This is a genomic window from Pantoea sp. Ep11b, assembly GCF_040783975.1.
Taxonomy (GTDB): Bacteria; Pseudomonadota; Gammaproteobacteria; order Enterobacterales; family Enterobacteriaceae; genus Pantoea.
Window position 1 is genome coordinate 3,086,988 of the sequence record NZ_CP160631.1, and the last position, 25,151, is coordinate 3,112,138.

24 protein-coding genes are annotated in these 25,151 nt (G+C 60.3%); 9 read left to right on the forward strand and 15 right to left on the reverse strand.

Annotated features, from left to right (window positions below; translation table 11 throughout):
- Positions 1-48: 48 nt before the first annotated feature.
- A complete protein-coding gene (locus tag AB1748_RS14435) occupies positions 49-948 on the forward strand; it encodes a DMT family transporter (protein ID WP_367395661.1) in 900 nt (299 codons plus the stop codon).
- On the opposite strand, the gene AB1748_RS14440 is transcribed toward AB1748_RS14435, so the two are convergent.
- Positions 929-2,317, reverse strand: a complete 1,389-nt coding sequence (locus AB1748_RS14440; protein WP_111140446.1) for a sensor histidine kinase — start codon at positions 2,315-2,317, stop codon at positions 929-931. The two genes, AB1748_RS14435 and AB1748_RS14440, sit on opposite strands and share 20 nt — an antisense overlap.
- Positions 2,308-2,979, reverse strand: a complete 672-nt coding sequence (gene tctD, locus AB1748_RS14445; RefSeq protein WP_293772032.1) for a transcriptional regulator TctD — start codon at positions 2,977-2,979, stop codon at positions 2,308-2,310. The genes AB1748_RS14440 and tctD overlap by 10 nt, the downstream gene beginning before the upstream one ends.
- 120 nt (positions 2,980-3,099) lie before the next feature.
- Here tctD and AB1748_RS14450 point away from each other — a divergent pair, with 120 nt between their 5' ends.
- The 4 genes from AB1748_RS14450 to flk all read left to right on the forward strand — a co-directional run bounded on the left by AB1748_RS14450 (position 3,100) and on the right by flk (position 7,205).
- A complete protein-coding gene (locus tag AB1748_RS14450; protein WP_293772035.1) occupies positions 3,100-4,080 on the forward strand; it encodes a tripartite tricarboxylate transporter substrate binding protein in 981 nt (326 codons plus the stop codon).
- Positions 4,081-4,099: 19 nt separating this feature from the next.
- A complete protein-coding gene (locus AB1748_RS14455) occupies positions 4,100-4,531 on the forward strand; it encodes a tripartite tricarboxylate transporter TctB family protein (RefSeq protein ID WP_111140443.1) in 432 nt (143 codons plus the stop codon).
- A gap of 10 nt (positions 4,532-4,541) precedes the next feature.
- The gene (locus AB1748_RS14460; protein WP_111140442.1) at positions 4,542-6,047 is read left to right on the forward strand and encodes a tripartite tricarboxylate transporter permease; all 1,506 of its coding nucleotides are present in this window, start codon (positions 4,542-4,544) and stop codon (positions 6,045-6,047) included.
- Positions 6,048-6,158: 111 nt separating this feature from the next.
- Positions 6,159-7,205, forward strand: a complete 1,047-nt coding sequence (gene flk / locus AB1748_RS14465) for a flagella biosynthesis regulator Flk (protein ID WP_111140441.1) — start codon at positions 6,159-6,161, stop codon at positions 7,203-7,205.
- 1 nt (position 7,206) lies between these two features.
- Here flk and AB1748_RS14470 read toward each other — a convergent pair whose 3' ends face one another.
- On the reverse strand, positions 7,207-7,650 hold the full coding sequence (locus tag AB1748_RS14470; protein ID WP_111140440.1) for a rhodanese-like domain-containing protein: 444 nt from the start codon (positions 7,648-7,650) through the stop codon (positions 7,207-7,209).
- 87 nt (positions 7,651-7,737) lie between these two features.
- Between AB1748_RS14470 and AB1748_RS14475 the strand changes: the two genes are divergently transcribed.
- Positions 7,738-9,171, forward strand: coding sequence for a PLP-dependent aminotransferase family protein (locus tag AB1748_RS14475; RefSeq protein ID WP_111140439.1), 1,434 nt, complete (start codon positions 7,738-7,740; stop codon positions 9,169-9,171).
- 146 nt (positions 9,172-9,317) lie between these two features.
- Here AB1748_RS14475 and fabB read toward each other — a convergent pair whose 3' ends face one another.
- Complete coding sequence (gene fabB, locus AB1748_RS14480; RefSeq protein WP_111140438.1) at positions 9,318-10,538, reverse strand: beta-ketoacyl-ACP synthase I; 1,221 nt, start codon at positions 10,536-10,538, stop codon at positions 9,318-9,320.
- A gap of 154 nt (positions 10,539-10,692) precedes the next feature.
- Between fabB and mnmC the strand changes: the two genes are divergently transcribed.
- Entirely contained in the window at positions 10,693-12,699 is a 2,007-nt protein-coding gene (gene mnmC / locus AB1748_RS14485) for a bifunctional tRNA (5-methylaminomethyl-2-thiouridine)(34)-methyltransferase MnmD/FAD-dependent 5-carboxymethylaminomethyl-2-thiouridine(34) oxidoreductase MnmC (RefSeq protein ID WP_367395662.1), read from the forward strand.
- Between the two features lie 34 nt (positions 12,700-12,733).
- Here mnmC and AB1748_RS14490 read toward each other — a convergent pair whose 3' ends face one another.
- From AB1748_RS14490 to prmB, 6 genes are read right to left on the reverse strand one after another with little or no spacing between them, the layout of a single operon-like run.
- Positions 12,734-13,018, reverse strand: a complete 285-nt coding sequence (locus AB1748_RS14490; RefSeq protein ID WP_111141407.1) for a YfcL family protein — start codon at positions 13,016-13,018, stop codon at positions 12,734-12,736.
- 32 nt (positions 13,019-13,050) lie between these two features.
- Positions 13,051-13,596 (reverse strand): elongation factor P hydroxylase, encoded by a 546-nt coding sequence (locus AB1748_RS14495; RefSeq protein WP_367395663.1) that lies wholly within the window; start codon positions 13,594-13,596, stop codon positions 13,051-13,053.
- Between the two features lie 19 nt (positions 13,597-13,615).
- Complete coding sequence (locus AB1748_RS14500; protein WP_111141409.1) at positions 13,616-14,419, reverse strand: sulfite exporter TauE/SafE family protein; 804 nt, start codon at positions 14,417-14,419, stop codon at positions 13,616-13,618.
- 8 nt (positions 14,420-14,427) lie between these two features.
- The gene (gene mepA, locus AB1748_RS14505) at positions 14,428-15,252 is read right to left on the reverse strand and encodes a penicillin-insensitive murein endopeptidase (RefSeq protein ID WP_111141410.1); all 825 of its coding nucleotides are present in this window, start codon (positions 15,250-15,252) and stop codon (positions 14,428-14,430) included.
- 4 nt (positions 15,253-15,256) lie between these two features.
- Positions 15,257-16,342, reverse strand: coding sequence for a chorismate synthase (aroC, locus tag AB1748_RS14510; RefSeq protein WP_111141411.1), 1,086 nt, complete (start codon positions 16,340-16,342; stop codon positions 15,257-15,259).
- A 45-nt stretch (positions 16,343-16,387) separates the two neighbouring features.
- Entirely contained in the window at positions 16,388-17,320 is a 933-nt protein-coding gene (prmB, locus tag AB1748_RS14515; protein WP_111141412.1) for a 50S ribosomal protein L3 N(5)-glutamine methyltransferase, read from the reverse strand.
- Between the two features lie 159 nt (positions 17,321-17,479).
- On the opposite strand from prmB, the gene smrB reads away from it, so the two are divergent.
- Positions 17,480-18,028 carry an endonuclease SmrB gene (smrB, locus tag AB1748_RS14520; RefSeq protein ID WP_111141413.1) on the forward strand — a complete coding sequence of 183 codons (549 nt, stop codon included), beginning with the start codon at positions 17,480-17,482 and terminating at the stop codon, positions 18,026-18,028.
- Positions 18,029-18,059: 31 nt separating this feature from the next.
- Here smrB and sixA read toward each other — a convergent pair whose 3' ends face one another.
- The 4 genes from sixA to AB1748_RS14540 form a co-directional block, all read right to left on the reverse strand.
- Entirely contained in the window at positions 18,060-18,542 is a 483-nt protein-coding gene (sixA, locus tag AB1748_RS14525) for a phosphohistidine phosphatase SixA (protein ID WP_111141414.1), read from the reverse strand.
- 224 nt (positions 18,543-18,766) lie between these two features.
- The gene (fadJ, locus tag AB1748_RS14530) at positions 18,767-20,863 is read right to left on the reverse strand and encodes a fatty acid oxidation complex subunit alpha FadJ (protein ID WP_111141415.1); all 2,097 of its coding nucleotides are present in this window, start codon (positions 20,861-20,863) and stop codon (positions 18,767-18,769) included.
- Positions 20,863-22,173: an acetyl-CoA C-acyltransferase FadI gene (fadI, locus tag AB1748_RS14535; protein WP_111141416.1), complete on the reverse strand. Its 1,311-nt coding sequence runs from the start codon at positions 22,171-22,173 to the stop codon at positions 20,863-20,865. Before fadI ends, fadJ begins: the two co-directional genes overlap by 1 nt.
- 158 nt (positions 22,174-22,331) lie before the next feature.
- The gene (locus AB1748_RS14540) at positions 22,332-22,628 is read right to left on the reverse strand and encodes a YfcZ/YiiS family protein (RefSeq protein WP_111141417.1); all 297 of its coding nucleotides are present in this window, start codon (positions 22,626-22,628) and stop codon (positions 22,332-22,334) included.
- 357 nt (positions 22,629-22,985) lie between these two features.
- Between AB1748_RS14540 and fadL the strand changes: the two genes are divergently transcribed.
- A complete protein-coding gene (fadL, locus tag AB1748_RS14545; RefSeq protein ID WP_111141418.1) occupies positions 22,986-24,269 on the forward strand; it encodes a long-chain fatty acid transporter FadL in 1,284 nt (427 codons plus the stop codon).
- A 92-nt stretch (positions 24,270-24,361) separates the two neighbouring features.
- Here the strand turns inward: fadL and mlaA are convergent, their stop codons facing one another.
- Positions 24,362-25,126: a phospholipid-binding lipoprotein MlaA gene (mlaA, locus tag AB1748_RS14550; protein WP_111141419.1), complete on the reverse strand. Its 765-nt coding sequence runs from the start codon at positions 25,124-25,126 to the stop codon at positions 24,362-24,364.
- Positions 25,127-25,151 lie beyond the last annotated feature (25 nt).

Sequence of the window (25,151 nt, forward strand, 5' to 3'; positions counted from 1 at the left end):
TCCGCAGAAGCGTACACTGCGCCTCTTTAAGGTTTCCGGAGCGTCAGCATGTTTTTTCTTTATCCGCTTGTTGCGGTCGTGATCTGGTCGATTAACTCGATTGTCAGCAAGCTTTCGGCCAGCGCGATCGATCCCTCGGCGATCTCATTCTATCGCTGGCTGCTGGCGCTGCTGGTGCTGACGCCGTTTGTGCTGCCTGGCGTCTGGCGCACGCGTCAGACGATTAAGCCGCATCTGTGGCGGCTGGCACTGCTCGGTCTGCTGGGAATGGCACTTTATCAGAGCCTGGCCTATTACGCCGCGCACAGCGTCAGCGCGCTCTTTATGGGGATTATTGGTGCGCTGATCCCGCTGTTTACGGTGCTGCTGAGCGTGGTGATCCTGCGGATTGCCCCGACGCTCGGGATCCTGCTCGGCAGTGTGATCTCCTTTACCGGCCTGGTGTGGCTGGTGAGCGAGGGCAACGTCACCCGGTTGCTGAGCCAGGGGCTGGGCAAGGGAGAACTGATGATGCTGGCCGCCTCGACTGCCTATGCGCTCTATGGCGTGCTGACCCGCCGCTGGGCGCTGCCGCTGCCGATCTGGCACAGCCTCTACGTACAGATTTTCTTTGGTGTGCTGCTGTTACTGCCAGGCTTCCTGCTGGCACCGACGATCGCACTGAACCTGCACAACCTGCCGCTGGTGCTGTTTGCCGGCCTGTTCGCCTCGATCATCGCGCCCTTTTTGTGGATCCACGGCGTGCAGCGCCTGGGGGCCAGCACCACCAGTATCTTTATGAATCTGATCCCGCTGTTTACCGCCCTGATCGCCGTGCTGTTTCTGCATGAACATCTGCACAGCTACCACTGGATTGGTGGCGGTCTGACCCTCGCTGGTGTGATCCTGGCGCAGCGGCTGCGTACTCCCCTCACCCGGCGAAAAGCGACTAACCTGCATCCGTTGTAAACCGTACCGTCACCCGCAGTCCGCCGAGTTGCGGACTGCGATCCAGCTGCAGGGTCGCGCCATGCCAGGCGCAGATATCCTGCACCAGCGCCAGGCCGATACCGGCGCCCGGCTGCATCCCGGCATTGTCCAGCCGCTGAAAAGGCTGTAACGCTTTCAGCTGCTCCGCCCCCTCGATGCCCGGCCCGCTGTCCTCAATTTCCAGCCCGCCCGCCCTTACCCGGGCGGTGACAATGCCGTGACAGGGGGTATATTTGATCGCGTTGTCCAGCAGATTGGCGCAGAGTTCGCCAATCAGCACGCCATCGCCCGCGATCAGGCTGCTCTCTTCTCCTTCATAGCCCAGATCGATCTGCCGGGTGCGGGCCGCCGTATAGCGGCTGAAGCAGGCGTCGCGCACGATGGCCGCCAGATCCACCCGCGTCATCGGTTTATCCTCGCCGTGACGCGCTTTGATGCGGGCTAACTGCAACAGCCGATCGGTCAGGACAATAGTCTCATCCAGCGTATGGCGCATACCGAGCAGACTCTCCTGCCAGGCTTCGGGACGTTCACTGCTGAGCGCAACGCTGACCTGCGTTTTCAGGATGGTGAGCGGCGTCCGCAGCTGGTGCGCCGCGTCAGCACTGAAACGATCCTGGCGCGCCAGCAGCCCCCGCAACCGGGCAAGATAGCGGTTAAAGGCGATGATCAGCGGTTGCAGTTCCGACCAGGGCAGCGAGGGAAGTGGCGTCAATTCACCGCCGTCGCGCTGTAACACGGTGCGGGACAGCCGCCGCAGCGGGCGCAACACCCGGCGCAGCATCAGGCCCGCCAGCAGCAGTGTCATCAGTACCAGTCCGCTCTGGCTGATCAGCGCGGTTCGCATCAGCCCGCGGGCAAACTCCTGCCGGGAGTGAATGGTTTCGGCCACCAGCACCAGCGCCATGCCATCCACACCTGACTCGCTCACCGGCTGCCAGAGTGCTGCAACCCGGATGCGTTGCTGGTGATAGCGGCCGTCATAGAAGTGCACCAGCGCCGGATAGGCAGTGGACATTTTGCTGGTGATGGGGATCGGCGGCAGGTCGTTGTAACCGGATAACGTTTTGCCCTCCGGGGAGATCACCTGGTAGAAGAGCTGATCGTTCATGTTGCGCTCAAAACTGTCGAGCACGACCCAGGGGACATCCACCTCCAGATGCTGCCGCCGCACCACCAGCCGCTCCGCCACCGTCCGGGCGGACGCCAGCAGCGAGCGATCGTAAGCCTGATTCGCGGCCGCCAGCCCGCTCTGATAGTGGGTGTAAACCGACAGCGCCCAGAGCAACAGCAGCGGCAGGCCAAACCAGGCCAGCAGCTCACCCCGCAGCGAATGCGTCAGCCGCATGGCAGCGTTTCCAGGCTGTAGCCCAGCCCGCGCAGCGTCACGATCGCCACATCGCTGCCTGCCAGTTTTTTTCTGACGCGGTGCACGTAAAGCTCGATACTCTCCGGGCTGGCTTCATCCGCCAGGCTGAAGGTCTGCTCATAGAGAAACTGCCGGGAGACCGGCCGGCCATGACGCTGCATCAGCGTCGTCAGGACGCTCGATTCGCGCGGCGTCAGCGCCAGCGGCCTGTCGGCCAGCAGGAAATAGCCTTCGCTGTCCAGCCTCAGCTGGCCCAGCGACTGATTCTGCGGGGTCTGACTCTGACTGCGCCGCAGCAGCGCCCGTAGCCGCGCTTCCAGCTCATCCAGCTCAAAGGGTTTGGTCAGGTAGTCATCCGCGCCCAGGTTCAGGCCGCGCACCCGATCGTCCAGCGCACTGTGCGCGGTCAGCAACAGCACCGGCACGCTCTGACCCCGCCGCCGCAGACGGGTCAGCACCTCCAGGCCATCGATCCGAGGCAGAGAGACATCCAGCACCACCAGCGCATAGGCTTCACACTGCAACGCGTGATCGGCCGCCACGCCATCCGCTACCCAGTCAACCGCAAACCCTTTTTGCGTCAGCGCCTTCTGCAGCCAGCGCGCCAGGTCAGCCGTATCTTCCACCAGTAAGAGACGCATATCACATCCTGTTATTAAATCCGCTCCCTGAAAGGTAAATGAAAGGTAGCTGTCTTAACAATTCGATAACGCTGATGTTTCAGCAGCAATCACACTCTGGATGAATGAATGGAGCCTGCAATGAAAAAATTAATGCCTGCCGCCCTCGCCACCACCCTGCTGACGCTGATGGCGACCCATGCCGTCGCCGCAGAGGGGCCGGGCCGCACCGAATGTATCGCGCCCGCGAAACCCGGCGGCGGTTTTGATCTGACCTGCAAACTGTTGCAGGTCTCACTGCAGGAAACCGGCCAGATTAAGACGCCGATGCGCGTCACCTACATGCCCGGCGGCGTCGGTGCGGTCGCCTATAACGCCATTATCGCCCAGCGTCCGGCCGAAGCGGGCACCGTTGTCGCCTTCTCCGGCGGCTCGCTGCTTAACCTCTCTCAGGGCAAATTTGGCCGCTATACCGTTGACGACGTGAAGTGGCTGGCGGCCGTCGGCACCGATTACGGCATGGTGGCGGTGCGTGATGACGCGCCGTGGAAAACCCTGGGTGAGCTGATGGCGGCTATGAAAGAAGATCCCACCAAAGTGGTGGTGGGTGCCGGAGCGTCCATCGGCAGCCAGGACTGGATGAAGACCGCGCTGCTGGCACGCGAAGCCGGTATCGATCCCCGCAAGATGCGCTATGTCGCCTTTGAGGGCGGCGGTGAGCCGGTGACGGCGCTGCTCGGCAACCACATTCAGGTGGTCTCCGGTGACATGAGTGAAATGGTGCCGCACCTGCAGGGCGGCAAAATGCGGGTGCTGGCCGTGATGTCCGATCAGCGTCTGCCGGGCCAGCTGGCGGAGGTGCCGACCGCCAAAGAGCAGGGTTTTAACATCGTCTGGCCGGTGATCCGCGGCTACTACTTGGGTCCCAAAGTCAGCGATGCCGATTATCAGTGGTGGGAAGAGGCGTTCAAAAAGATGACAGAGACGCCGGAGTTCAAAAAGCAGCGCGACCTGCGCGGCCTGTTCGAGTTTAACCTGACCGGTCAGGCGCTCGACAGCTACGTGAAGAAGCAGGTGGCAGATTACCGTGAGCAGGCAAAATCCTTTGGCCTGGCCAAATAACAAATAACGGGAGCAGATGATGAGCGATCGTATTTTTGCTGCCCTGTGGCTGGCACTGTGCCTCGGCGGCATGGTGGTGGCCTGGCAGATTCAGAGTGAATACAGTTACGAACCGGTGGGGCCGCGTCCGTTCCCGATGGCGATCCTGGGCCTGATGGCTATCTGCGCCGTGCTGATGCTTTTTCGTAAACCGGACACTATTCAGTGGCCTGCCAGCGGCACCCTGAAACGGCTGGCGGCGCTGGCGGTGATGATGATGCTCTATGGCTGGCTGTTCGAGACGCTGGGCTTTGCCATCTGCACGACGCTGCTGACCTTTGGCATTGGCCTGCTGTTTGGCGCGCGCTGGTGGGCCGCCGCGCTGGCCGGGCTGGTGATGGGCACCTCACTGTTTTACGCATTTGACCGTCTGCTGGAAGTCACGCTTCCGGTCGGCAGCTGGCTGAGTTAAGGAGAGCATCATGGATACCTGGTCCTTTTTAATGCAGGGCTTTGCCGTCGCCATGACGCCAGAGAATCTGCTGATTGCCCTGATCGGCTGCTTTATCGGCACCATCGTCGGCCTGCTGCCTGGTCTCGGCCCGATTAACGGGGTGGCGATTCTGATGCCGCTGGCGTTTGCGCTGCACCTGCCGGCCGAATCGGCGCTGATCCTGCTGGCAACGGTTTACATCGGCTGTGAATATGGAGGGCGAATCTCCTCGATTCTGCTCAACGTGCCGGGCGATGCCGGAGCCATCATGACCGCGCTGGATGGTTACCCGATGGCGCAACAGGGCAAAGCGGGCGTTGCCCTCTCCATCTCGGCGGTCAGCTCCTTTATCGGCTCCACCATCGCTATCCTGGGGATCATTCTGTTTGCTCCGCTGCTGGCCAGCTGGTCGCTGGCGTTCGGCCCGGCAGAATATTTTGCCCTGATGGTGTTCGCCATCGCCTGCCTGGGCAGCATGATGAGCCACAATCCGCTGAAGTCGTTCCTTGCCGCCTTAATCGGCCTGGGCATGGCGACGGTCGGGGTGGATGCGAATACCGGCGTCTACCGCTTTACCTTCGAAAGCGTCCACCTCTCCGACGGCATTCAGTTTGTGGTCGTCGTAATTGGCCTGTTCTCGGTGAGTGAAATTCTGCTGATGCTGGAATCCACCAGCAGTGGTCAGAAGGCGGTGCGGGCCAGCGGCCGCATGATGTTCAACATGAAAGAGGCGGCGATGGCAACCGGTGCAACGCTGCGCTCCTCCTTCCTGGGCTTTTTTGTCGGCGTTCTGCCGGGTGCCGGTGCGACCATCGCCAGCGCCATCGCCTATATGACGGAGAAAAAAATCAGCGGCAGTGACCAGTTCGGTAAAGGTGATATTCGCGGCGTGGCCGCCCCGGAAGCGGCAAACAACGCCTCCGCCTGTGGCTCCTTTATCCCGATGCTGACGCTGGGGATCCCTGGCTCCGGCACGACGGCGGTGATGGTCGGCGCCCTGACGCTCTATAACATCACGCCGGGGCCGGCGATGTTTGTCGAGCAGCCGGATATCGTCTGGGGTCTGATCGCGGCACTGCTGATTGGCAACGTTATGCTGCTGGTGATGAACATTCCGATGATCAACGTCTTCGCCCGCATGCTGAGCATCCCGCTCTGGTTCCTGGTGCCAGCCATCGCCGCGATTTCCGCCGTGGGCGTTTATGCCGTGCACAGCACCACCTTCGATCTGCTGCTGATGGTCGGCCTGGGGATATTCGGTTATATCCTGCGCAAAATGGACTTCCCGATGTCGCCTCTGATCCTGGGCTTTGTGCTGGGTGAAATGCTGGAGCAGAACCTGCGCCGCGCCCTGTCGATCAGTAACGGCAATCTGGTGATCCTGTGGGAAAGCCTGATTTGCAAAGTGCTGCTGGTGCTGGCGATTGCAGTCCTGCTTGTCCCGCCACTCTGGAAACGCTGGCGTCGTCATCGCCTGAAGCTGGCGGAAGAGTAAATCTCGCATCAAACAGATGTCCCCCGTGGGATTTCACGGGGGCTTTTGCTATCATGGCCTATTCTTATTCCGGCGCACCCCACGCTGTTCTGTTTTTCCAAGGAATCCGCCATGCAACCTCTCAGCGGCCCCGGTGTGCCGGTCGGCGATCGTTCATCTGTCAATCCGCAAACCGGCGCGTCACGTCACGGTTCGGTGGCTGGTGAGCAGCCGCTCTCCCCTGCTCAGCGCACCACCTTAGAACGTCTGATCGTGCGTATCTCTTCGCTCAGCAATCTCAAAGCGCCTGAACTCTGGGCGGGTGTGCGGCATGAGGTCGGCGTGAAGAGCGAAGCTGAGTTGCAGTCGCGCCACTTTCCCCTAGCGGAACAGTACCTTAACAGCCGTCTGACCCAGGCCCAGAACGGGCATGCCACGCGTCAGCTGATGACCCAGCTCACCGAACTGCTGCCAAAAGGCAACAACCGTCAGGCGGTCAGCGATTTTATCCGTCAGCAGTTTGGTCAGACCGTGCTGAGCGCACTGAGTCAGGATCAGCTGCGCCAGGTGCTGACCATGCTGCAGAACGGGCAGATGACGATCCCGCAGCCGCAGCAGATCCGCGTCAGCGATCGCACCCTGCTGCCTGCTGAACACCATACGCTGAACCAGCAGGTCATTCGTCTGGCGGCTGCTACCGGTGAATCAACCGGCAAGCTGTGGTCGGCGGCACTGAAGCTGGTGAATCTGACCAGCGGCGACCCGATCCCGTCGCGCCACTTTCCGCTGCTGACCCAGTATCTGCAGGTGCGCCAGACGCTGAGCCAGCAGAGCGCACCGACGCTGCAACTGCTGGAAGCGTCCCTGAAACAGCCGCTGGATAAGCAGGAGCAGAGTCAGCTGGAGGAGTACAGCCAGCAGCGTTTCCAGGCGACGCCGCAGACTGTGCTCACCGTGACCCAGACGCAGGATCTGCTTAACTTCCTGTTCAGCCGTCGCGCTGAGCGGGCAGAAAAGCTGCATGAGCAGCCGCTGGCGCCCGGCGAGATCAGGCCGCAGCCGATCTGGTCGCCGTTTGTCGCCTCCCTGCCCGCGGGCCTGCAACCTCTGGCTCAGCGTCCCCTGCTGGGCCTGTTTGTCGCGCTGTTAGTCATCTTCCTGCTCTGGCTGGTGTTCTGAATCAGCAGCCGCAGGATGCCGCAGGCCCGGAAACGGGCCATTCGCCCGCCGCCTCCCCCCACGTCAGCGGATGACCCTCCCGTTTCCAGAAATCCAGCCCGCCAGTCAGCTCCTTGACCTGAAATCCCAGCGAAGCCAGCTTCAGGGCCGCTTTGGTCGAGCCGTTGCAGCCGATGCCGTCACAATAGGTGACATAGACTTTGCTGCGGTCGAGCCGGGCCGTGGTCTCCGCGTTCATGCTGCGATGCGGGAAGTTAATCGCGCCGCTGATGTGCCCGGCGCGATAGGCGTCCGGGGCGCGCGCATCGATCACCACGATCCCGGTGCACTGCTGCCCTAAGTCTTCCGCCAGATCCCAGGCATCGGTGTAGTAAGTGAGTTTTGCCTGTAAATACGCCAGGCTTTCCTGCGGCGTTGCGGCCGCTGTGCGTAAAACTGATGACATCGCGCTTCTCCTGTTGTGGTGAACGACCAGTTTAGGGCAAATTGGACTGCTTTCTGATACCCATTCCCCATCAGGTATAAGACCCATATGAGCTCTCCGCTGTTACAGCTTTTTCAGCATCAGACGAGCGGCGGCGTGCGGGAACGTCTCTGCGCCACACTGCGGCTGGCAATCCACCGTCACCATCTGCACGCCGGGCAGCAGTTGCCTTCCAGCCGACAGCTGGCGCAGGACCTGCGACTCTCCCGCGTCACGGTGGAGGCGGCTTACGGGCAGCTGGAGAGTGAAGGCTATCTGCGACGCGAGACAGGCCGTGGCACCTTTGTTGCCATTACCGTTCCCGTCAGCCCGCCGTCGTCGCCGGTCCGCCCTCAGCCTGCCCGGTTCTCGGCGCGAGGCCGGCAGGTGCTGGCGACCGGCGGCTGTCAGGATCCCCCTTTTCCCCATGCGTTTGCCGCCGGTTCGCCGGAGTTGCGCGCGTTTCCTCACGATCTCTGGCGGCGGTTAACCAGCAGCGTGCAGCGCAGCCTGGGCAGTGCTGCCATGGGGTATGGCGACCCGTGCGGCTATCTGCCGCTGCGCAGCGCCCTCGCCGATTATCTGTCGCTTGCCAGGGGCGTCGTGTGCCAGCCGGAGCAGGTCATCATTCTAACCAGTTCGCAGCAGGCACTACAGCTGCTGGCTATGATGCTGGTCGATCCGGGTGATGAGGTGTGGATGGAGGAGCCCGGTTATCCCGGCGCCCGCAATGCGTTTCTGGCCGCAGGCGCGCAGGTGCGCGGCATTGAGGTGGACGCTGAAGGTGCCCTGCCCGCCAGCGGCAGCGCAAAGCTGATGTACCTGACCCCCTCGCATCACTATCCCACGGGCGTCACGCTGAGCCTGCCACGACGTCTGGCGTGGCTGGCGTGGGCGCAGCGCCACCAGAGCTGGCTGATCGAGGACGATTATGACAGCGAATTTCATTACGACGAACGTCCCATTCCGGCGCTACAGGGCCTGGATCGCTGTCAGCGGGTGATCACGCTGGGCACCTTTTCTAAGTCGCTGTTTCCTTCATTGCGGCTGGCCTGGATGGTGGTTCCGCCCGCGCTGATTACCCCTCTCGGCCAGGCGCGCAGCGTGCTGGACGGCCACAGTGCCCTGCTGTCACAGGCGATCACCGCCGCTTTTCTGCAACAGGGACACTTCGCCAGCCATCTGCGGCTGATGCGGCAGCTCTATCACAGTCGTCGGGATCTTCTGCTGGCGCAGATTACGCAGCGGCTGTCACCCTGGCTCACCCCGATGGCCAGCGGCGGCGGCCTGCAGGTCACGGTGAAACTGCAGCAGCAGGCACCAAAGGAGGAGGTGCGACTCACGGCGCTGGCGGCACAACGGGGTCTGCTGCTGCCGCGTCTGAGCCCGCTCTATGCCGGGCCCATGCCCCAGCAGGGCTGGATCCTGGGCTTTGCGGCGCTGACGCCGGACGAGATCGTGGCAGGATGCGAAAAATTGTCAGAGCTGCTGCAGGCGGGTTAAGGCGGAGCGTGAAACAGGTGCGGGGAGGGAGCGTTCAGACGGATGCGCCCTACGCCAGGTGAAACGTCAATGTGACAGCGAAGCGCGCGGCGGCGGGCAAATAAAAAGGGCCGGCAGGCCGGCCCTTCTCTGTCCTGACGTAACGATTACGCCTGATATTTACGCATGGTCAGCGTAGCGTTGGTGCCACCGAAGCCGAAGCTGTTGGACATCACCGTGGTCAGCTCTTTTTCCATCGGCTGGGTGACGATATTCATGCCTTCCGCCGCCGCATCGAGTGAACTGATGTTGATGCTTGGCGCGATAAAGCCATGTTCCAGCATCAGCAGTGAGTAGATCGCCTCCTGCACGCCCGCCGCACCCAGTGAGTGACCGGTCATAGCTTTGGTTGCAGAGATGTATGGCGTGTTGTCGCCGAACACTTCACGGATGGCACCCAGCTCTTTCACGTCACCCACCGGCGTGGAGGTGCCGTGACTGTTCAGATAGTCGATTGGGGTATCCACACCGTTCATCGCCATCTTCATACAGCGCACTGCGCCTTCGCCTGACGGCGCAACCATGTCTGCACCGTCGGAGGTTGCACCGTAACCGACGATTTCGGCATAGATGTGCGCACCACGGGCCAGCGCATGCTCCAGCTCTTCAACCACAACCATGCCACCGCCACCGGCGATAACAAAGCCGTCGCGCTCGTTATCATAGGTGCGTGACGCTTTTTCTGGCGTGTCGTTGTAGCGGGTAGAGAGTGCGCCCATCGCATCGAACTCACAGGCCATTTCCCAGCACAGCTCTTCGCCGCCACCGGCAAAAACGATATCCTGTTTGCCCAGCTGAATCTGCTCAACCGCGTTACCGATGCAGTGCGCAGAGGTGGCACAGGCGGAGCTGATCGAGTAGTTTACGCCATGAATTTTAAAGGGCGTGGCGAGGCAGGCAGAGACACCGGAAGCCATCGCCTTAGTCACGACATAGGGACCCACGGCTTTCAGACCACGCGGGCTGCGCATGGCGTCGGCACCAAAGACCTGAAAACGTGGCGAACCGCCGCCTGAACCTGCAATCAGACCCACGCGCGGGTTGCTCTGATACATTTCAGCGCTGAGACCGGAATCTTTAATCGCTTCTTCCATGGAGAGATAAGCATAGATGGACGCATCACTCATAAAACGCACAACTTTGCGATCGATGAGGCCGGTGGTATCTAATTTAACGTTACCCCAGACGTGACTACGCATGCCGGAATCTTTCATCTCTTCAGAAAAGGTGATGCCAGAGCGTCCTTCACGCAGAGATGACAGCACTTCCTGCTGGTTATTACCAATACTGGAAACGATCCCTAAGCCAGTAATCACAGCACGTTTCATTCAATCTTCCTCATCCACTTCTTCTTAATTGGCATGCACTCTAGCGTACACTTGTACGCCGAACAAGTCCGATCAGCTATTTCCTTTTGTAAATTTGCGTCATGTCACGCGGGTCGTTAGAATCGCGCCACTGCCTGAAAAATGAGCCTTTGCCGTGAAATTAACCCCGGTTGAACATGCACAGCTAAACTGGAATGAACAGGGTACACCTGTTTCCCGAGCGTTTGATGACGTCTATTTCTCCAATGACAACGGTCTGGAGGAGACGCGCTATGTCTTCCTCGGCGGGAACGGTTTTCCCCAACGTTTTGCTGCGCATCCACGCGACCTGCTGATCGTGGCGGAAAGCGGATTCGGCACCGGCCTCAATTTTCTGACACTGTGGCAGGCGTTTGACACCTTCCAGCGTGAACAGCCGGATGCCACCCTCCGACGGCTGCATTTTATCAGCTTTGAAAAATTCCCCCTGACCCGCGCCGATCTGGCGGCGGCCCATCAGCACTGGCCTGAACTGGCACACTGGGCCGGGGCGCTGCAGGCGCAGTGGCCTGCCGCCCTGCCCGGCTGTCAGCGGCTGCTGTTTGATGGCGGCCGCGTCACGCTGGATCTCTGGCTGGGGGATATAAACGCGCTGAGGGATCAGCTGGATGAAAGTCTGCATCGCCAGGTGGATGCCTGGTTCCTGGATGGGTTTGCCCCCTCGAAGAACCCCGATATGTGGACGCCAGAGCTGTTCGGCATGATGGCAAGGCTGACGCGGCCGCAGGCGACCTTTGCTACCTTCACCGCCGCCGGTTTTGTGCGGCGCGGGCTGCAGCAGGCGGGCTTTGAGGTTATCCGTCGCAAAGGATTTGGCCCCAAGCGGGAGATGCTGTGCGGCACACTGCAGGATGCGCCTTTACTGCGCTGCCCGCAGCCGTGGTATCACCGTCGCGCCGCTGAACAGCGCGAGGTGGCCCTGATTGGCGGTGGCGTTGCCAGTGCCACCCTGGCGCTGGCGCTGCTGCGTCGTGGCTGGCGGGTGACGCTCTATTGTGCCGATGAAGCGCCTGCACTGGGTGCCTCCGGCAACCGTCAGGGGGCGCTCTATCCGCTTCTTAACCAGCACGATCCAGCCCTGGCGACCTTCTTTCCGGCGGCCTTTGGCTTCGCCCGGCGGTGCTATGACCAGCTGAACGTCAGCTATGAACACGCCTGGAGCGGCGTGCTACAGCTGGGCTGGGATGAGAAGAGCCGTAAAAAGATCGATCAGATGCTGTCGATGGGGCTGCCTGAGACGATCGCCCATCGTGTCAATGTCGCTGAGGCAGAAAGGCTGGCGAATGTTAAACATGGTCATGAGGGTATTTTCTATCCGCAGGGCGGCTGGCTCTCACCGGCTGAACTGACCACAGCGATGCTGGCCTGGGGCGAAACCCAGGGTCTGCGCATTCACTGGCTGCACCGTGTCGAGGCGCTTTCACGCGAAGATGAACAGTGGACGCTGACCTTCCGCGATCGTCCGGCGGTTCGCCACACCAGCGTCGTGCTGACGAACGGTCACACGATTGCTGACTTTATCCAAAGCGCCCCGCTGCCGACCTATGCGGTGGCCGGTCAGGTCAGCCACGTTCCTTCTACGCCGGGCCTCGATGCGCTGCAGACGGTGCTCTGCTACGACGGCTATCTGACGCCTGTCAGCCCGCAGTTTGGAACGCACTGCATTGGTGCCAGCTACCGTCGGGGCGAGACGGCCACCGATTATCGCGAAGCGGATCAGCAGGAGAACCGCAGTCGCCTGGTGCGTTGTCTGCCGGACGGCGAGTGGGCCAGAACCGTCGATGTCAGTGACGGCGAAGCGAGAATGGGCGTGCGCTGCGCATCGCGCGATCACCTGCCGATGGTGGGCAGCGTACCCGATTATGCGGCGACGCTGGCGCAGTATGCCGACCTGCAGGCTACACTGGCCAGCGGCGGTGAGGTCGCTGAGGCACCCGATCTGCCGGGCTTGTTTATCGCTGGCGCGCTGGGTTCACGCGGCCTGTGCAGTGCACCGCTGGTGGCCGAAGTGCTGGCAGCCCAGCTGGCGGGCGAACCGCAGCCGCTGGATGCTGCGACATTGGCGGCGCTCAATCCGAATCGTTACTGGGTCAGAAAATTACTGAAGGGAAAAGCAGTCTGACAGACGCATCGGGCGGCACGCCGCCCGACACGATTTACGCGGAAATCTGACGAGCCTGAACGAACAGGTTATCCCACATGCCGACGACCAGGGCCTGGTCGCGCGGCGAGAGTTCACCGGCGGCAATGGCATTTTGCAGGCTGCGTGACACCTGGATCTGCAGCGCCTCCGGGGTGTGTTCATCCAGCTGCTCGACTTCCGCGACCGCCAGAGTCAGGTGCCCGCGCAGATAACCGCTGGCGAACAGCTCATCGTCGCTGGCATGATCAACCATGTCGTCAATCAGGGCCAGAATACGCGCTTCAAATTCTGCGATCATCTCAATTCCTCTTTTAATCATGCCTTGCTGCATCACAGATCGTCCGGCCAGGGAAACTGTGACGCGGTTAATGGCGGTCTGCCATAAAATTCCGCCAGGGCGGTAATAAAACGCGCGGGACGAGCGGGAATGCCCGACGCCAGATAACTCATCACCTGAGCATGTACCTTACGCTGAAACGCAATGCGATCCGGCTCACAATCTCCATCGAGATTGTCACAACTCACGTTGAAGGGAAAGCCTGCCGCGGTACAAAACATCCACTCCAGCGCCTGCGGCTTCACTTCGACCGCTTCAAACTGGCTCTGCGTCTGTGCATCGCGGCCATCCGGGCAATACCAGTAGCCAAAATCGACCAGCCTGCGACGGGCTTCCCCGGCGATGCACCAGTGAGAGATTTCATGCAGGGCGCTGGCGTAAAAGCCGTGGGCGAAGACCACCCGGTTCCACGGCGACGTTTCGTCAGCGGGAAGATAGATGGGTTCATCGTCGCCTTTAATTAGACGGGTCTGAAATTCATCGCTGAAGCAGCGATCGAACAGCGTAATCAGCTGTTCGTAATGATGGGTCGGGTTCATGACGGTATCACGCGAAAAGTTACGATTGCAGCGTGGCAAGCCAGGCCATAACGGCGCTGCCGTGGCTGTCCCACAATAATTTCATGCTCATGACGGCGGAGACAATCACCACCATCGGGCGGATCAGTTTCTGTCCGCGGCTCAGCACCAGCCGGGCGCCCATGCGTGCGCCACAGAACGCACCGAGCATCATAATCAGACCGGTTCCCCAGACAACTTTGCCGCCAAACATAAAGAACAGCAGGCTGCCCACGTTGGAGGTGAAGTTAAGCACCTTGGCATGGGCAGTCGCTTTGGCGAGGTTGTAGCCGCAGAGCGTGACAAACGCCAGCGCATAGAAGGAGCCTGCTCCGGGTCCGAAAAATCCGTCGTAAAATCCAATCGCCCCGCCGCCGACCAGCGCATAGGCAAGGCCGTGCAGGCGGCGCGTCTGATCCACTTCCCCCAGGCGGGGCATCAGCAGGAACCACAGGCCGATAGCGATTAAAAACAGCGGCAGCATCTGGCGCAGGAAATCAGCCTGCAGGCGCTGGATCAGGATCGCCCCCAGCACCGAGCCCAGCAGCGTCATGGCGATGTTCAGCCACTGCTCATTGAGTTTGACGGCACCGCGCCGGACAAAATAGAGGCTGGCGGAGAACGATCCGCCAACCGACTGCAGTTTATTGGTCGCCAGCGCCTGAGCCGGAGAGAGACCCGCAGCCAGCAGCGAAGGCACGGTCAGTAACCCGCCGCCACCCGCGATGGAATCGATAAAACCGGCGAGCATAGCGATTAAAAACAGCAGCCCGACCAGCAGCGGGCTGACCACAAACCAATCCATGGAATCCCTTACAGTAGATGTTTATCCAGCAGGGCCTGACAGGCAGGCGGAAGCGGTGGCGGCTCGCGTTTCACGGGCGCACCGGAACCCGGCTGCTTCGGCAGGAACCAGCTCTGCAACTCGGCACCACAGCCGTCACCCACAGGCGGTTCTGGCTGCTCTTCACAGCCCGGACTGCCCGCCGGGCAGCGCAGCCGCACATGCATATGGGCGCGATGCGCGAACCACGGACGCACTTTTCGCAGCCATGCCCGGTCGCTTCCGGCATCGGCACACAGCTGCTTTTTGATCGCCGGATTGACGAAAATGCGTGTGACTTCATCATCTTTCGCAGCCAGTTTGATCAGGCTATCGATTTCCGGCTGCCAGTGGCGGGCAATCACATTGCGATCGCCCGGCCCCACCAGATCCAGCGGCTGCGGCTTCAGCAGCTGCTGCGCGCTCCAGCGGGTTTTCGGCAGCTGCAGCCAGATATCGACGTCGAGCCCGGTCTGGTGGCTGGCGTGACCGCTGCTGAAGCGGCCACCTGCTGCCATCCCCATATCGCCGATCAGCACATTGCCCAGCTGCAGGTTGTGCACCTGGTTACTGAGTCGCTGAATAAACTGAATCAGATCGGGATGACCGAAATAGCGACGCTGATCCTGACGCATCACCTGATAGTGAGGCGAATTGAGCGGCAACGCCTCGGCGCCGACAATGCAGCCGTTGGCGAAGCCACCGATGGACTGCGGTGCGCCGCTGATAGGCTGCTGAATTCGCTGCCACGGCGTGGCTGCCAGGCTGGAGGCGCTGACCAGCAGCGCGCTCAGGATAAGCAGGAGTCTCTTCATCCCATCACCAGCGCGGCACGGTGCTGTTGACGTCACCGTTCTGCGCCCGCTGGCGCAGCAGATGATCCATCAGGACGATCGCCATCATCGCCTCGGCGATCGGCACAGCGCGGATCCCGACGCAGGGATCGTGGCGGCCTTTGGTGATCATCTCCACCTCTTCGCCGTCACGGGTAATGGTTTTGCCCGGTACGGTGATGCTGGAGGTCGGTTTCATCGCCAGGTTGGCGCTGATGGTCTGGCCGCTGCTGATGCCGCCCAGAATGCCGCCCGCATGGTTACTCTGGAAACCCTCGCGGCGGATTTCGTCGCGATGCTGGCTGCCGCGCTGGTTCACGACGGCAAAACCGTCACCGATTTCGACCCCTTTCACCGCATTGATGCTCATCAGCGCATGCGCCAGATCGGCATCCAGACGATCAAACACCGGCTCGCCCAAGCCCGGCGGCACGTTGTCCGCCATCACCGTGACTTTTGCGCCAATGGAGTCGCCCTCTTTTTTCAGGCCACGCATCAACTCATCCAGCGCCTCCAGCTTGTCGGCATCCGGGCAGAAGAACGGGTTCTGTTCAACAATGCTCCAGTCCTTCAGCTCGCAGGCGACGTCACCGATCTGCGCCAGATAGCCGCGCACCACCACGCCATGCTTCATCTGCAGATACTTTTTGGCAATCGCCCCCGCCGCCACGCGCATCGCGGTTTCGCGCGCTGACGAGCGGCCACCGCCACGATAGTCGCGCTGACCATATTTCTGTTCGTAGGTGTAATCAGCATGGCCCGGACGGAAGAGATCTTTAATGGCACCGTAATCCTGCGACCGCTGATCGGTGTTCTCAATCAGCAGGCCGATGGAGGTGCCGGTGGTGACCCCTTCAAAAACACCCGACAAAATTTTCACCTGATCCGGCTCGCGGCGCTGTGTGGTGTAGCGCGAGGTGCCAGGACGACGACGATCGAGATCGTGCTGGATATCGGCTTCCGTCAGCGGAATGCCCGGCGGCACGCCGTCAACGATACAGCCCAGCGCCAGACCGTGGGATTCGCCAAAGGTGGTTACTCGAAAAAATTGCCCGATGCTGTTTCCGGCCATGCTGTTTCCTTGTCAGAGTTCGGCGGGCGAGGCGTCGCCCCACTTTTAGTCTTTGTAAAAAGAGAAATGGTGTTGTGCGTCGACGATCTGCTGGCGCGTCAGGGTAAAGACACCATCCCCGCCGTTGTCGAATTCCAGCCAGGTGAACGGCACATCAGGATACTGCTCGATCATGTGCACCATGCTGTTGCCCACTTCGCAGACCAGAACGCCCTGCTCGCTGAGGTAGTCAGGCGCGCAGGCCAGAATGCGGCGCACCAGCTTCAGGCCGTCGCTGCCGGCCGCCAGACCAAGCTCCGGCTCGTGGCGATATTCGTTCGGCAGATCGTCCATATCTTCCGCATCCACATAAGGCGGATTGGTGACGATCAGATCATATTTCAGCGGCGGCAGTTCACGGAACAGGTCGGCGCGGATTGGCGTAACCTGATGGATAAGGCCATGCTCTTCGATGTTCTGCTCGGCCACCGCCAGCGCACCGGTAGAGATATCAACCGCATCGACTTCCGCTTCCGGGAAGGCGTAGGCGCAGGCGATCGCGATACAGCCGCTGCCGGTACACATATCAAGAATATGACGCGGTGGTGTGCTGACCAGACCGGCAAAGCGGTTCTCTATCAGTTCGCCGATGGGTGAACGCGGCACCAGCACGCGCTCATCCACAAAAAATTCGTGGCCGCAGAACCAGGCTTTGTTGGTCAGATAGGCGACCGGGATGCGCTCGTTGACGCGACGGATCACGCGTTCAACGATTAAGAGACGTTCGCTGGCGGTCAGACGCGCATTGCGCATATCTTCAGGAATATCCAGCGGCAGCCAGAGTGACGGCAGGACCAGTTGAACGGCTTCGTCCCAGGGGTTATCTGTGCCATGCCCGTACCAGATTCCGGCAGCGGAAAAGCGGCTGACCGCCCAGCGCAGCATGTCCTGAATAGTGTGCAGTTCGTTCACTGCCTCATCGACGAAAATTTTGTCCACGTAGCCCTCCGCAGGCCTTTTGCTAAATCGGCCAGTAGTGTGCCATGAAGCCGGAGAGAATTCAGCGCAGCGAGGTGAAAAAGCTGACAATTAATCATACTTAACGGTAAGGTATCGGCTCTGCTGTGTGACAGCCTTTTCTGATATGACTGACCTGCCATGAGTAAAAAAACGCCCTTAAGCCCGGATGATCAGGCGCTGTTTCGCCAGTTAATGACTGGCACGCGTCAGTTAAAACAGGACACTTTTGTCCATAAAGCGCCAGTAAAAACGCGCCAGGTGCCGATAAAACGTCTGCTTTCAGAGCAGGCGGACAACAGCCACTACTTCTCGGATGAGTTTCAGCCGCTGCTGTCGACCGAAGGCGCAACCCGCTATGTGCGCGCCGACGTCAGCCACTTTGAGCTGAAAAAACTGCGGCGCGGCGACTACACGCCGGAAATTTTCCTCGACCTGCACGGCCTGACACAGCAGCAGGCCAAGCAGGAGCTGGGCGCTCTGATCGCCGCCTGCCGCCGTGAACATCTGTTCTGCGCCAGCGTTATGACCGGTCATGGAAAACATATTCTGAAGCAGCAGACGCCGCTCTGGCTGGCCCAGCATCCGTGGGTGATGGCTTTTCATCAGGCACCGAAACTGTTCGGCGGCGACGCCGCGCTGCTGGTGCTGATTGAAATTGAGGAGTGGCAACCGCCCGTGTTGCCTTAAGAAGAGGGCCGGTGTTAGCGGCCCGGCGGGATCAGATAGCTTTGGCCAGCTTTTTCGGACTGACCTGCCAGAGCAGTTTGCCGGCATGCTCTGCAGGGTCAAACTCTACGCAGGCGATCGCAGACGTGGCAAACATCGGCGGTGCTTCCTGCGGGCAGAGCTCAGAGACTAAATAGCCAACCAGCGGCAGGTGTGAGATCACCAGAGCCGATTTCACGCCTTCGTTCGCCAGCATCTGCAGATAGCAGCCGACGCGTTCGGGATCGCCACCCGGCGTTAACTCCGGCAGCACATCCTGATTTTCAGGCAGGGAGAAGGCTTCACGCACGGTAGCGAGCGTCTGCTGCGCGCGTAAATAGGGACTCACCAGGACACGCTCAATTTCCGGCGTCTGGCTGTTCAGCCAGTGAGCCATCTGACGGGATTCATCGCAGCCACATAAGGTTAAAGGCCTGACAGAATCACTGGCTGCTTCCAGAGCCGCATCGCCGTGACGCATGATAAAAACTTGCATAAAGCACCGCTGTTGTTTGTCGATATCGCCCGGCGCGTCGCGCCAGACTCTTCACTCTGCGAGTGAACGCTGTGTTTTACCCTAATGACTTCAGTATAGTCAACCGGTTGTTTATTAAATAAGCACTTCTCAGAATCATGCTGCGCCGCACACTCTGGCGGCGCATTTCTAACCCGCTGAATTGGGTTGGTTATTCCACTTTCAGCAGAAATGTAAAATTTCGTCTATTTTCTGGCCGCCTGAATCAGCGCGTCACAGGGGGTAAACCGGTCGCCATAACGCTGCGTAAGCCGGGTTAATCGGTTAACAACTTCTGCCGCCCCCAGCCGGTCGATGTAGTGGAACGGACCGCCCAGGAAAGGCGGAAAACCGATGCCAAACACCGCGCCAATATCCCCATCGCGGGCACAGCGAATCACCTGTTCATCAAGACAGCGAGCCGCCTCATTGAGCATCATCATCAGGCAGCGTTCCGCAATCTCCGCTTCGCTCTGACGGGCCTGCGGCGTCACCTTCAGCAGCGCATAGAGCGAAGCATCAGGTTTTTTACGCTGCCAGCGAGGCTGGTCATAGCGATAGAAGCCTTTGCGGTTTTTACGGCCTTTGCGCCCATCCTTCAGCACCGCATCAAACGCGGCGGGCGCGGCAAAGCGTTCACCGTAAGCCTGCTCCAGAATCGGGCTGATTTTACTGCCAACGTCGATACCGACCTCATCCAGCAACTGCAGCGGCCCTACCGGGAACCCGGCCTTCACCAGCGCGCGATCGATATGGTCGATCGGCTCCCCTTCCAGCAGACAACGCATCGCCTCATTGATGTAGGGCGTCAGGATACGGTTAACATAAAAGCCAGGCTTGTCCGCCACCACAACAGGCGTTTTGCCCTGGCTGCGCGCCAGTGCCACCGTGGTCACCAGCGTCGCGGTGGAGGTATTGAGATGGGGGATCACCTCCACCAGCGGCATCTTCTCTACCGGACTGAAGTAGTGCAGCCCGATCACATTCTCCGGGCGCTGCGCACCTGCGGCGATCTCCGCAATCGGCAGCGAGGAGGTGTTGGAGGCAAACAGCGTATGGGGCTGGCAGTGTGCTTCCACTTCGCGAACCATCTGCTGCTTCAGCGCCAGATCCTCAAAGACGGCTTCGATCACCACATCGCGCCGGGCAAAGCCCTGATAATCGATGCCGCCGGTAATGCGGGCCATCTGCTGCTGACGCTGTGCCGGGGTAATCTGACGTCGCCTGACCTTTTTGCTCAGCAGCTCCCAGCTGCTTTTCAGCGCGTGGTTAACCCCTTCCAGGCTGATATCTTTGATGCGCACCGGCAAGCCGGCGTGGATGGCGGTGACGCTGGCGATACCGCCGCCCATCAGACCGCCGCCAAGCACCGCAACATGTCTGACGCTGGCGGGTTCCGCCTCTCCGCCCCGCTCCTTTTTCATGGCGGTCGTGGCGAAGAAAATCCCGCGCAGTGCGACTGATTCGGGCGTCATCGCCAGTTCACCGAAGGCGCGCGCTTCCGCCTCGTGACCGGCCCGGCTGCCCTGCGCCAGCCCGGTGCGCACTACATCGATGATGCGCTGTGCCGCCGGATAGTTACCCTGGGTTTTCGCGGCCGTCTGGCGGGCCGCCAGCGTGAACAGCGCCTGACGACCGGCTGGACCCTGCAGCAGACGGTCACGCAGCGGCAGCGCTCGTCCGCTGACCTTGCCTTTCTTTACCCTGGCGATGGCGGTTTCCAGCAGAATCGACCGGGGCACGGCGTCGTCAACGATCCCCAGCCTGCGCGCCTGCTTCGCCCGCACGCTTTTGCCGGTCAGGATCAGCGGCAGCGCCTGCCGGACGCCGATCAACCGCGGCAATCGCTGGGTACCGCCTGACCCCGGCAGCAGGCCGAGCTGTACTTCCGGCAGCCCGAGCCGGGTTTTATCATCCAGCGAGCAGATGCGCGCATCGCACGCCAGCGCCAGTTCCAGGCCGCCACCGAGACAGGCGCCGTGAATCGCCGCGACCACCGGAAACGGCAGCGCATCCAGGGCGGCCATCACCTCCTGGCCCTGCTTTGCCAGCGCTTCGGCTTCCTGCGCACTCTGGCAGCGGTCGATCATGCTGATGTCTGCGCCAGCGATAAAGTTGTCCGTTTTACCGGAGATTAGCACCAGCCCCGCCAGCTGCGGATCGCGCCGCGCCTCCGCAATAATGGCCGTGATCTCTGCGGCAAATTCCGCTTTCAGGGTGTTCATCTTCTCGCCGGGAACATCAATAGTAATGATGCCGACGTGATCGCCGCGCATCGTCAGATGAAACGCTTTCTGCTCCATTATTCGGCCTCCAGAACCATTGCCGCACCCAGACCACCCGCCGCGCAGGCCGTGACCAGTCCCAGCCCGCCGCCGCGCCGCCGGAGTTCGTTCAGCGTCTGCGTGATCATGCGCGCGCCCGTCGCGGCAAACGGATGACCATAGGCAATCGATCCGCCCAGCACGTTGAAGCGCTCTTCATTTACTTCGCCCAGCGCATGCGGACGATTCAGCACCTCCCGGGCAAAGCGCTCATCGCGGAACAGCTGCAGGTTACTCAGCGTCTGGGCTGCAAAAGCTTCATGCATATCAATCAGCGTCAGATCATCCAGCGTGACCCCGGCCCGATCCAGCGCCAGCGGCGAGGCATACGCAGGCCCCAGCAACATATCCTGTTGGACATCAATTGCCGTAAAGGCGTAGCTGCGCAGATAGCCCAGCGGGCTGAGGCCCAGCTCCCGGGCACGGCCTTCGCGCATCAGAATCACCGCGGCCGCACCATCGGTCAGCGGCGTGCTATTGGCGGCGGTGACGCTGCCGTGCTGACGGTCAAACGCCGGACGCAGCCGGGCGTAATCTTCAGCTTTCGCGTCCATGCGCACATTGTTGTCCTGATCGATGGCGCTTTTCCACGGCGGCACAAAGGCTGCCATCACCTCCTGCTGCAGAACGCCGGATTGCCAGGCTCGGGCGGCACGCTGATGAGAACGCAGCGCCAGCGCATCCTGGGCTTGCCGCGTAATGCCGTGACTTTTCGCCATCTGCTCTGCCGTGTCGCCCATCCGCAGCCCGGTGGAGTACTCCGCCACGGCGGGCGGCACCGGCAGCAGATCGCGCGGGCGCAGACGGCGCAGGATCTGCAGTTTTTGTCCGACGCTGCGGGCTTTGTTGAGATCCACCAGCGCACGCGCCAGGGTTTTGCTGACGCCAATCGGCAGCACGGACGAGGAGTCCGCGCCACCGGCGATGCCCGCCGAGATGGTGCCCGCCATCAGGCTCTCCGCCACGCTGGCAACCGCCTGAAAACTGGTGGCGCAGGCGCGACTGACGCTGTAAGCATCGGTCTGCACGCCGAGCCCGCTGCTCAGGACAATCTCGCGCGCAATGTTTGGCGCTTCCGGCATCTGCACCACCTGACCAAAGACCAGCTGTTCGATAACCTCCGGCGGCAGCTCACTGCGCGCCATTAATTCGCTGACCACCATTCGCCCCAGCTCAATGGCGGGGATGCCATGAAAGCCGGTCGCCTGGCGCAGAAAAGGGGTGCGTAACCCGTGGGTTATTGCGATGCGTTCACCATCGCGCGTCAGCAGCGGCTGCGCTTTGCTCATTGTTCTCACCTGTGGCTGGGACTGTGGCATCATTGCCTGAAGAGGTCTGACCTGATCAGTGTTAACCACAAGCGGGTGAGCCGCCAATACCGGAAAGGAAAAAGTGCGAAGAGAAACACGAAAATGAAAAACGCCGCAGTGACGCGGCGTCGGGGGATTTAGCGCAAACCGAGCTGGAAAATCAGGGTTTCTGCCTGGCAGCTGAACGTGAAATCGATGTCGAGCTGCACGCCCTGATTCACGTCGCTGAAGCGGGCTGCAATGACACAGGGTTCCGACTCTACCTCGCGGGCGCGCCGGGTCAGCTGCGCTAATTTAGCGTCCGCTTCCGCGCGGCTGGCAAACCACTCAGACCAGCTGGCGGTGCAATCGGTGTTATCCATCACCGTACCCACATCGACACAACAGCAGGCGGCGGTTTCATTCGCACTGCATTTTTTAATGGCATCAGTCATTTCATTCTCCTGACCCGCAATCGGGTGGTTGAGCGATTTTATGGCCGAAATTTTACCTGCTTGCCTGAGGATGTGCCACGCGCCTGGCGCTAAGTGACGAATATCACAATAAAAATTGATCCAGAACAAACTGGAATCGGTATGCTGTGCAGAATCAGGTCAGTTTTGTTATGCAGATCGACTTTTAAACGATCAAACCTGAAATATTTTAAAAACAATATTGCAACTTGCACACAGGTCGGACCTATACTCTCCGCACTGGTCTGATATGTGCGCTTTACGTCAGTCCCTACAATCCGCCGTCCTTTGTTACGCGACGTTATAGCGTTAAATAATAATTCACATGAGGTTGTGGTCATGAACCATAAAAACCTGTTTGCAAAGTCAGCCGTGGCGGCTGCAGTGGCGCTTGTCTCTTCACACGTTTACGCAGCTGGGTTTCAGTTAAATGAGTTCTCTTCGATTGGTTTAGGTCGCGCATATTCAGGCGAAGGGGCAATGGGTGATACGGCAGCCTCCGCCAGCCGTAACCCGGCAACCATGGCGTTAATGGATCGCCCAGAGTTTTCTATCGGTGCGGTGTATATTGCGCCGGACGTCAATATCAGTGGTCGCAGTCCCAGCGGACGCAGCCTGGATGCGAATAATATTGCCCCGAATCAGTGGGTGCCGAATATTCATTACGTTCAGCCTATTAACGATCAGTGGTGGATCGGGGCGTCAGCCACCTCTAACTACGGCTTAGCAACAGAGTTTAATAATGGTTACACCGCAGGCGGCTATGGCGGCAAGACCGACCTGGTCACCGGCAACTTCAATCTGAGCACCGCCTACCGGTTAAATGAACATTTCAGCGTGGGCGTCGGTTTTGATGCGGTCTATGCAAAAGCTAAAATTGAACGTTATGCGGGTGAATCCGGCGCGAGACTGGGCGTACCGGCAGACACGCAGGTGGCCCATCTGAAAGGCGACGAGTGGGGCTACGGCTGGAACGCTGGTGTCCTGTATGAAGTGGATGAGAATAACCGCTTCGGCTTTACCTACCGTTCAGAAGTCAAAGTCGATTTCGATGGCGATTATAAGAGCAGCCTCTCATCGCGCCTGAATGCGGTGAACAATCCGACCGTGACCGGCATCCCTTATGGCACCAGCGGCACCACCGTTCCGGGCGCGTTAACGCTGAACCTGCCGGAGATGTGGGAAGTGTCGGGCTGGCATAAAGTGGCGCCGCAGTGGGCGGTGCACTACAGCATGGCGTACACCAGCTGGAGTCAGTTCCAGGAGCTGAAAGCGACCGGATCGAATGGCCAGACGCTGTTCTATAAAGATGAGAGCTTCCACGATGCCTACCGCATCGCGCTGGGCACCACCTACTCCTACGACAAAAACTGGACTTTCCGCACCGGTATCGCGTTTGACGACAGTCCGGTGCCCGCCGACAAGCGTTCCATCTCCATTCCCGACCAGGATCGTCTGTGGCTGAGCGCCGGGACCTCCTATGCCTTTAACGATGATGCCTCGGTGGATGTAGGCATCTCTTACATGCATGGACAGAAAGTGACGGTGAAAGAAGGCCCCTATACCTTTACCTCTGAAGGTAAGGCGTGGCTCTACGGCGCAAACTTTAACTATAAGTTCTGACAGACGGCATGAAAAAAAGGGCGACCCGGATGAGTCGCCCTTTTTTTATGGCTGCGGATCGCATACCGGATCCGCAGCCTGCTCGCCTGCAACTACGGCGCGTCGATATCCTTCAGGTCATCCTGAATCGCCGCCGCGTTAGGATTATCTTCCGGCTTCAGCTTACCGCCGCGCGCCAGGAAGTCGTGACGCTGGAAGTAGGCGTTGCGGATAAAGGCATAAGGGTCGCGCTGCTGTTTCAGGATGCCATCGGAATCCAGCAGCTGCGCACGGGACTCAATCCCTTCAAGCGTCCACTTACCGATCGACATCGGCCAGGTGAGCCAGCCGAGGATCGGATAGAGCGTATCCACGTAGTCGCCGCCATCCTGACGGACCGTGAAGCTGCCGTACGCAGGCAGTTCGACGTAGGGGCCATAGCCGACGCCATAGTGGCCGAGCGTGGTCCCGAAACGGTGCGGCTCTTCACGCGCCAGCGCCGGGTTCGCTTTACCGGCAACGTCGATGAAACCGCCCAGGCCCAGCACGCTGTTCAGGAAGAAACGGGTAAAGTGAATGCCCGCATCGCGTCCATCCCCTACCAGAATGGCGTTGACCATGCTGGCTGGCTCCTCAAGGTTGCCCAGGAAGTTGCTCAGGCCGGTACGCGCCGGGACCGGCACATAGTCACGCCAGGCCACCGCTACCGGACGCAGCAGATAGGGGTCAAGCACGTTGTAGTTAAAGTTAAACATCGTGCGGTTAAAGCCTTCGAACGGATCGCTGCGTTCAGCAGGATCGCTATTCGCCGGCTTTGAACTGGCACAACCCACCAGAAGGACGCTGGCAACAGCCAGGCTGGTCAGGCGAAAATTCATTCCAATCTCCCTGTGCGGATGAAAA

Coding starts and splice junctions, on each gene's coding strand:
- fadI (WP_111141416.1), bottom strand. CDS start 22,173: ATGAGCAAAGCGCAGCCGCTGCTGACGCGCGATGGTGAACGCATCGCA.
- tctD (WP_293772032.1), bottom strand. CDS start 2,979: ATGCGTCTCTTACTGGTGGAAGATACGGCTGACCTGGCGCGCTGGCTG.
- mepA (WP_111141410.1), bottom strand. CDS start 15,252: ATGAAGAGACTCCTGCTTATCCTGAGCGCGCTGCTGGTCAGCGCCTCC.
- AB1748_RS14450 (WP_293772035.1), top strand. CDS start 3,100: ATGAAAAAATTAATGCCTGCCGCCCTCGCCACCACCCTGCTGACGCTG.
- AB1748_RS14455 (WP_111140443.1), top strand. CDS start 4,100: ATGAGCGATCGTATTTTTGCTGCCCTGTGGCTGGCACTGTGCCTCGGC.
- fabB (WP_111140438.1), bottom strand. CDS start 10,538: ATGAAACGTGCTGTGATTACTGGCTTAGGGATCGTTTCCAGTATTGGT.
- aroC (WP_111141411.1), bottom strand. CDS start 16,342: ATGGCCGGAAACAGCATCGGGCAATTTTTTCGAGTAACCACCTTTGGC.
- AB1748_RS14470 (WP_111140440.1), bottom strand. CDS start 7,650: ATGTCATCAGTTTTACGCACAGCGGCCGCAACGCCGCAGGAAAGCCTG.
- AB1748_RS14500 (WP_111141409.1), bottom strand. CDS start 14,419: ATGGATTGGTTTGTGGTCAGCCCGCTGCTGGTCGGGCTGCTGTTTTTA.
- mlaA (WP_111141419.1), bottom strand. CDS start 25,126: ATGAATTTTCGCCTGACCAGCCTGGCTGTTGCCAGCGTCCTTCTGGTG.
- AB1748_RS14435 (WP_367395661.1), top strand. CDS start 49: ATGTTTTTTCTTTATCCGCTTGTTGCGGTCGTGATCTGGTCGATTAAC.
- AB1748_RS14460 (WP_111140442.1), top strand. CDS start 4,542: ATGGATACCTGGTCCTTTTTAATGCAGGGCTTTGCCGTCGCCATGACG.
- smrB (WP_111141413.1), top strand. CDS start 17,480: ATGAGTAAAAAAACGCCCTTAAGCCCGGATGATCAGGCGCTGTTTCGC.
- AB1748_RS14495 (WP_367395663.1), bottom strand. CDS start 13,596: ATGAACCCGACCCATCATTACGAACAGCTGATTACGCTGTTCGATCGC.
- AB1748_RS14490 (WP_111141407.1), bottom strand. CDS start 13,018: ATGATCGCAGAATTTGAAGCGCGTATTCTGGCCCTGATTGACGACATG.
- AB1748_RS14440 (WP_111140446.1), bottom strand. CDS start 2,317: ATGCGGCTGACGCATTCGCTGCGGGGTGAGCTGCTGGCCTGGTTTGGC.
- fadL (WP_111141418.1), top strand. CDS start 22,986: ATGAACCATAAAAACCTGTTTGCAAAGTCAGCCGTGGCGGCTGCAGTG.
- fadJ (WP_111141415.1), bottom strand. CDS start 20,863: ATGGAGCAGAAAGCGTTTCATCTGACGATGCGCGGCGATCACGTCGGC.
- flk (WP_111140441.1), top strand. CDS start 6,159: ATGCAACCTCTCAGCGGCCCCGGTGTGCCGGTCGGCGATCGTTCATCT.
- sixA (WP_111141414.1), bottom strand. CDS start 18,542: ATGCAAGTTTTTATCATGCGTCACGGCGATGCGGCTCTGGAAGCAGCC.
- AB1748_RS14475 (WP_111140439.1), top strand. CDS start 7,738: ATGAGCTCTCCGCTGTTACAGCTTTTTCAGCATCAGACGAGCGGCGGC.
- AB1748_RS14540 (WP_111141417.1), bottom strand. CDS start 22,628: ATGACTGATGCCATTAAAAAATGCAGTGCGAATGAAACCGCCGCCTGC.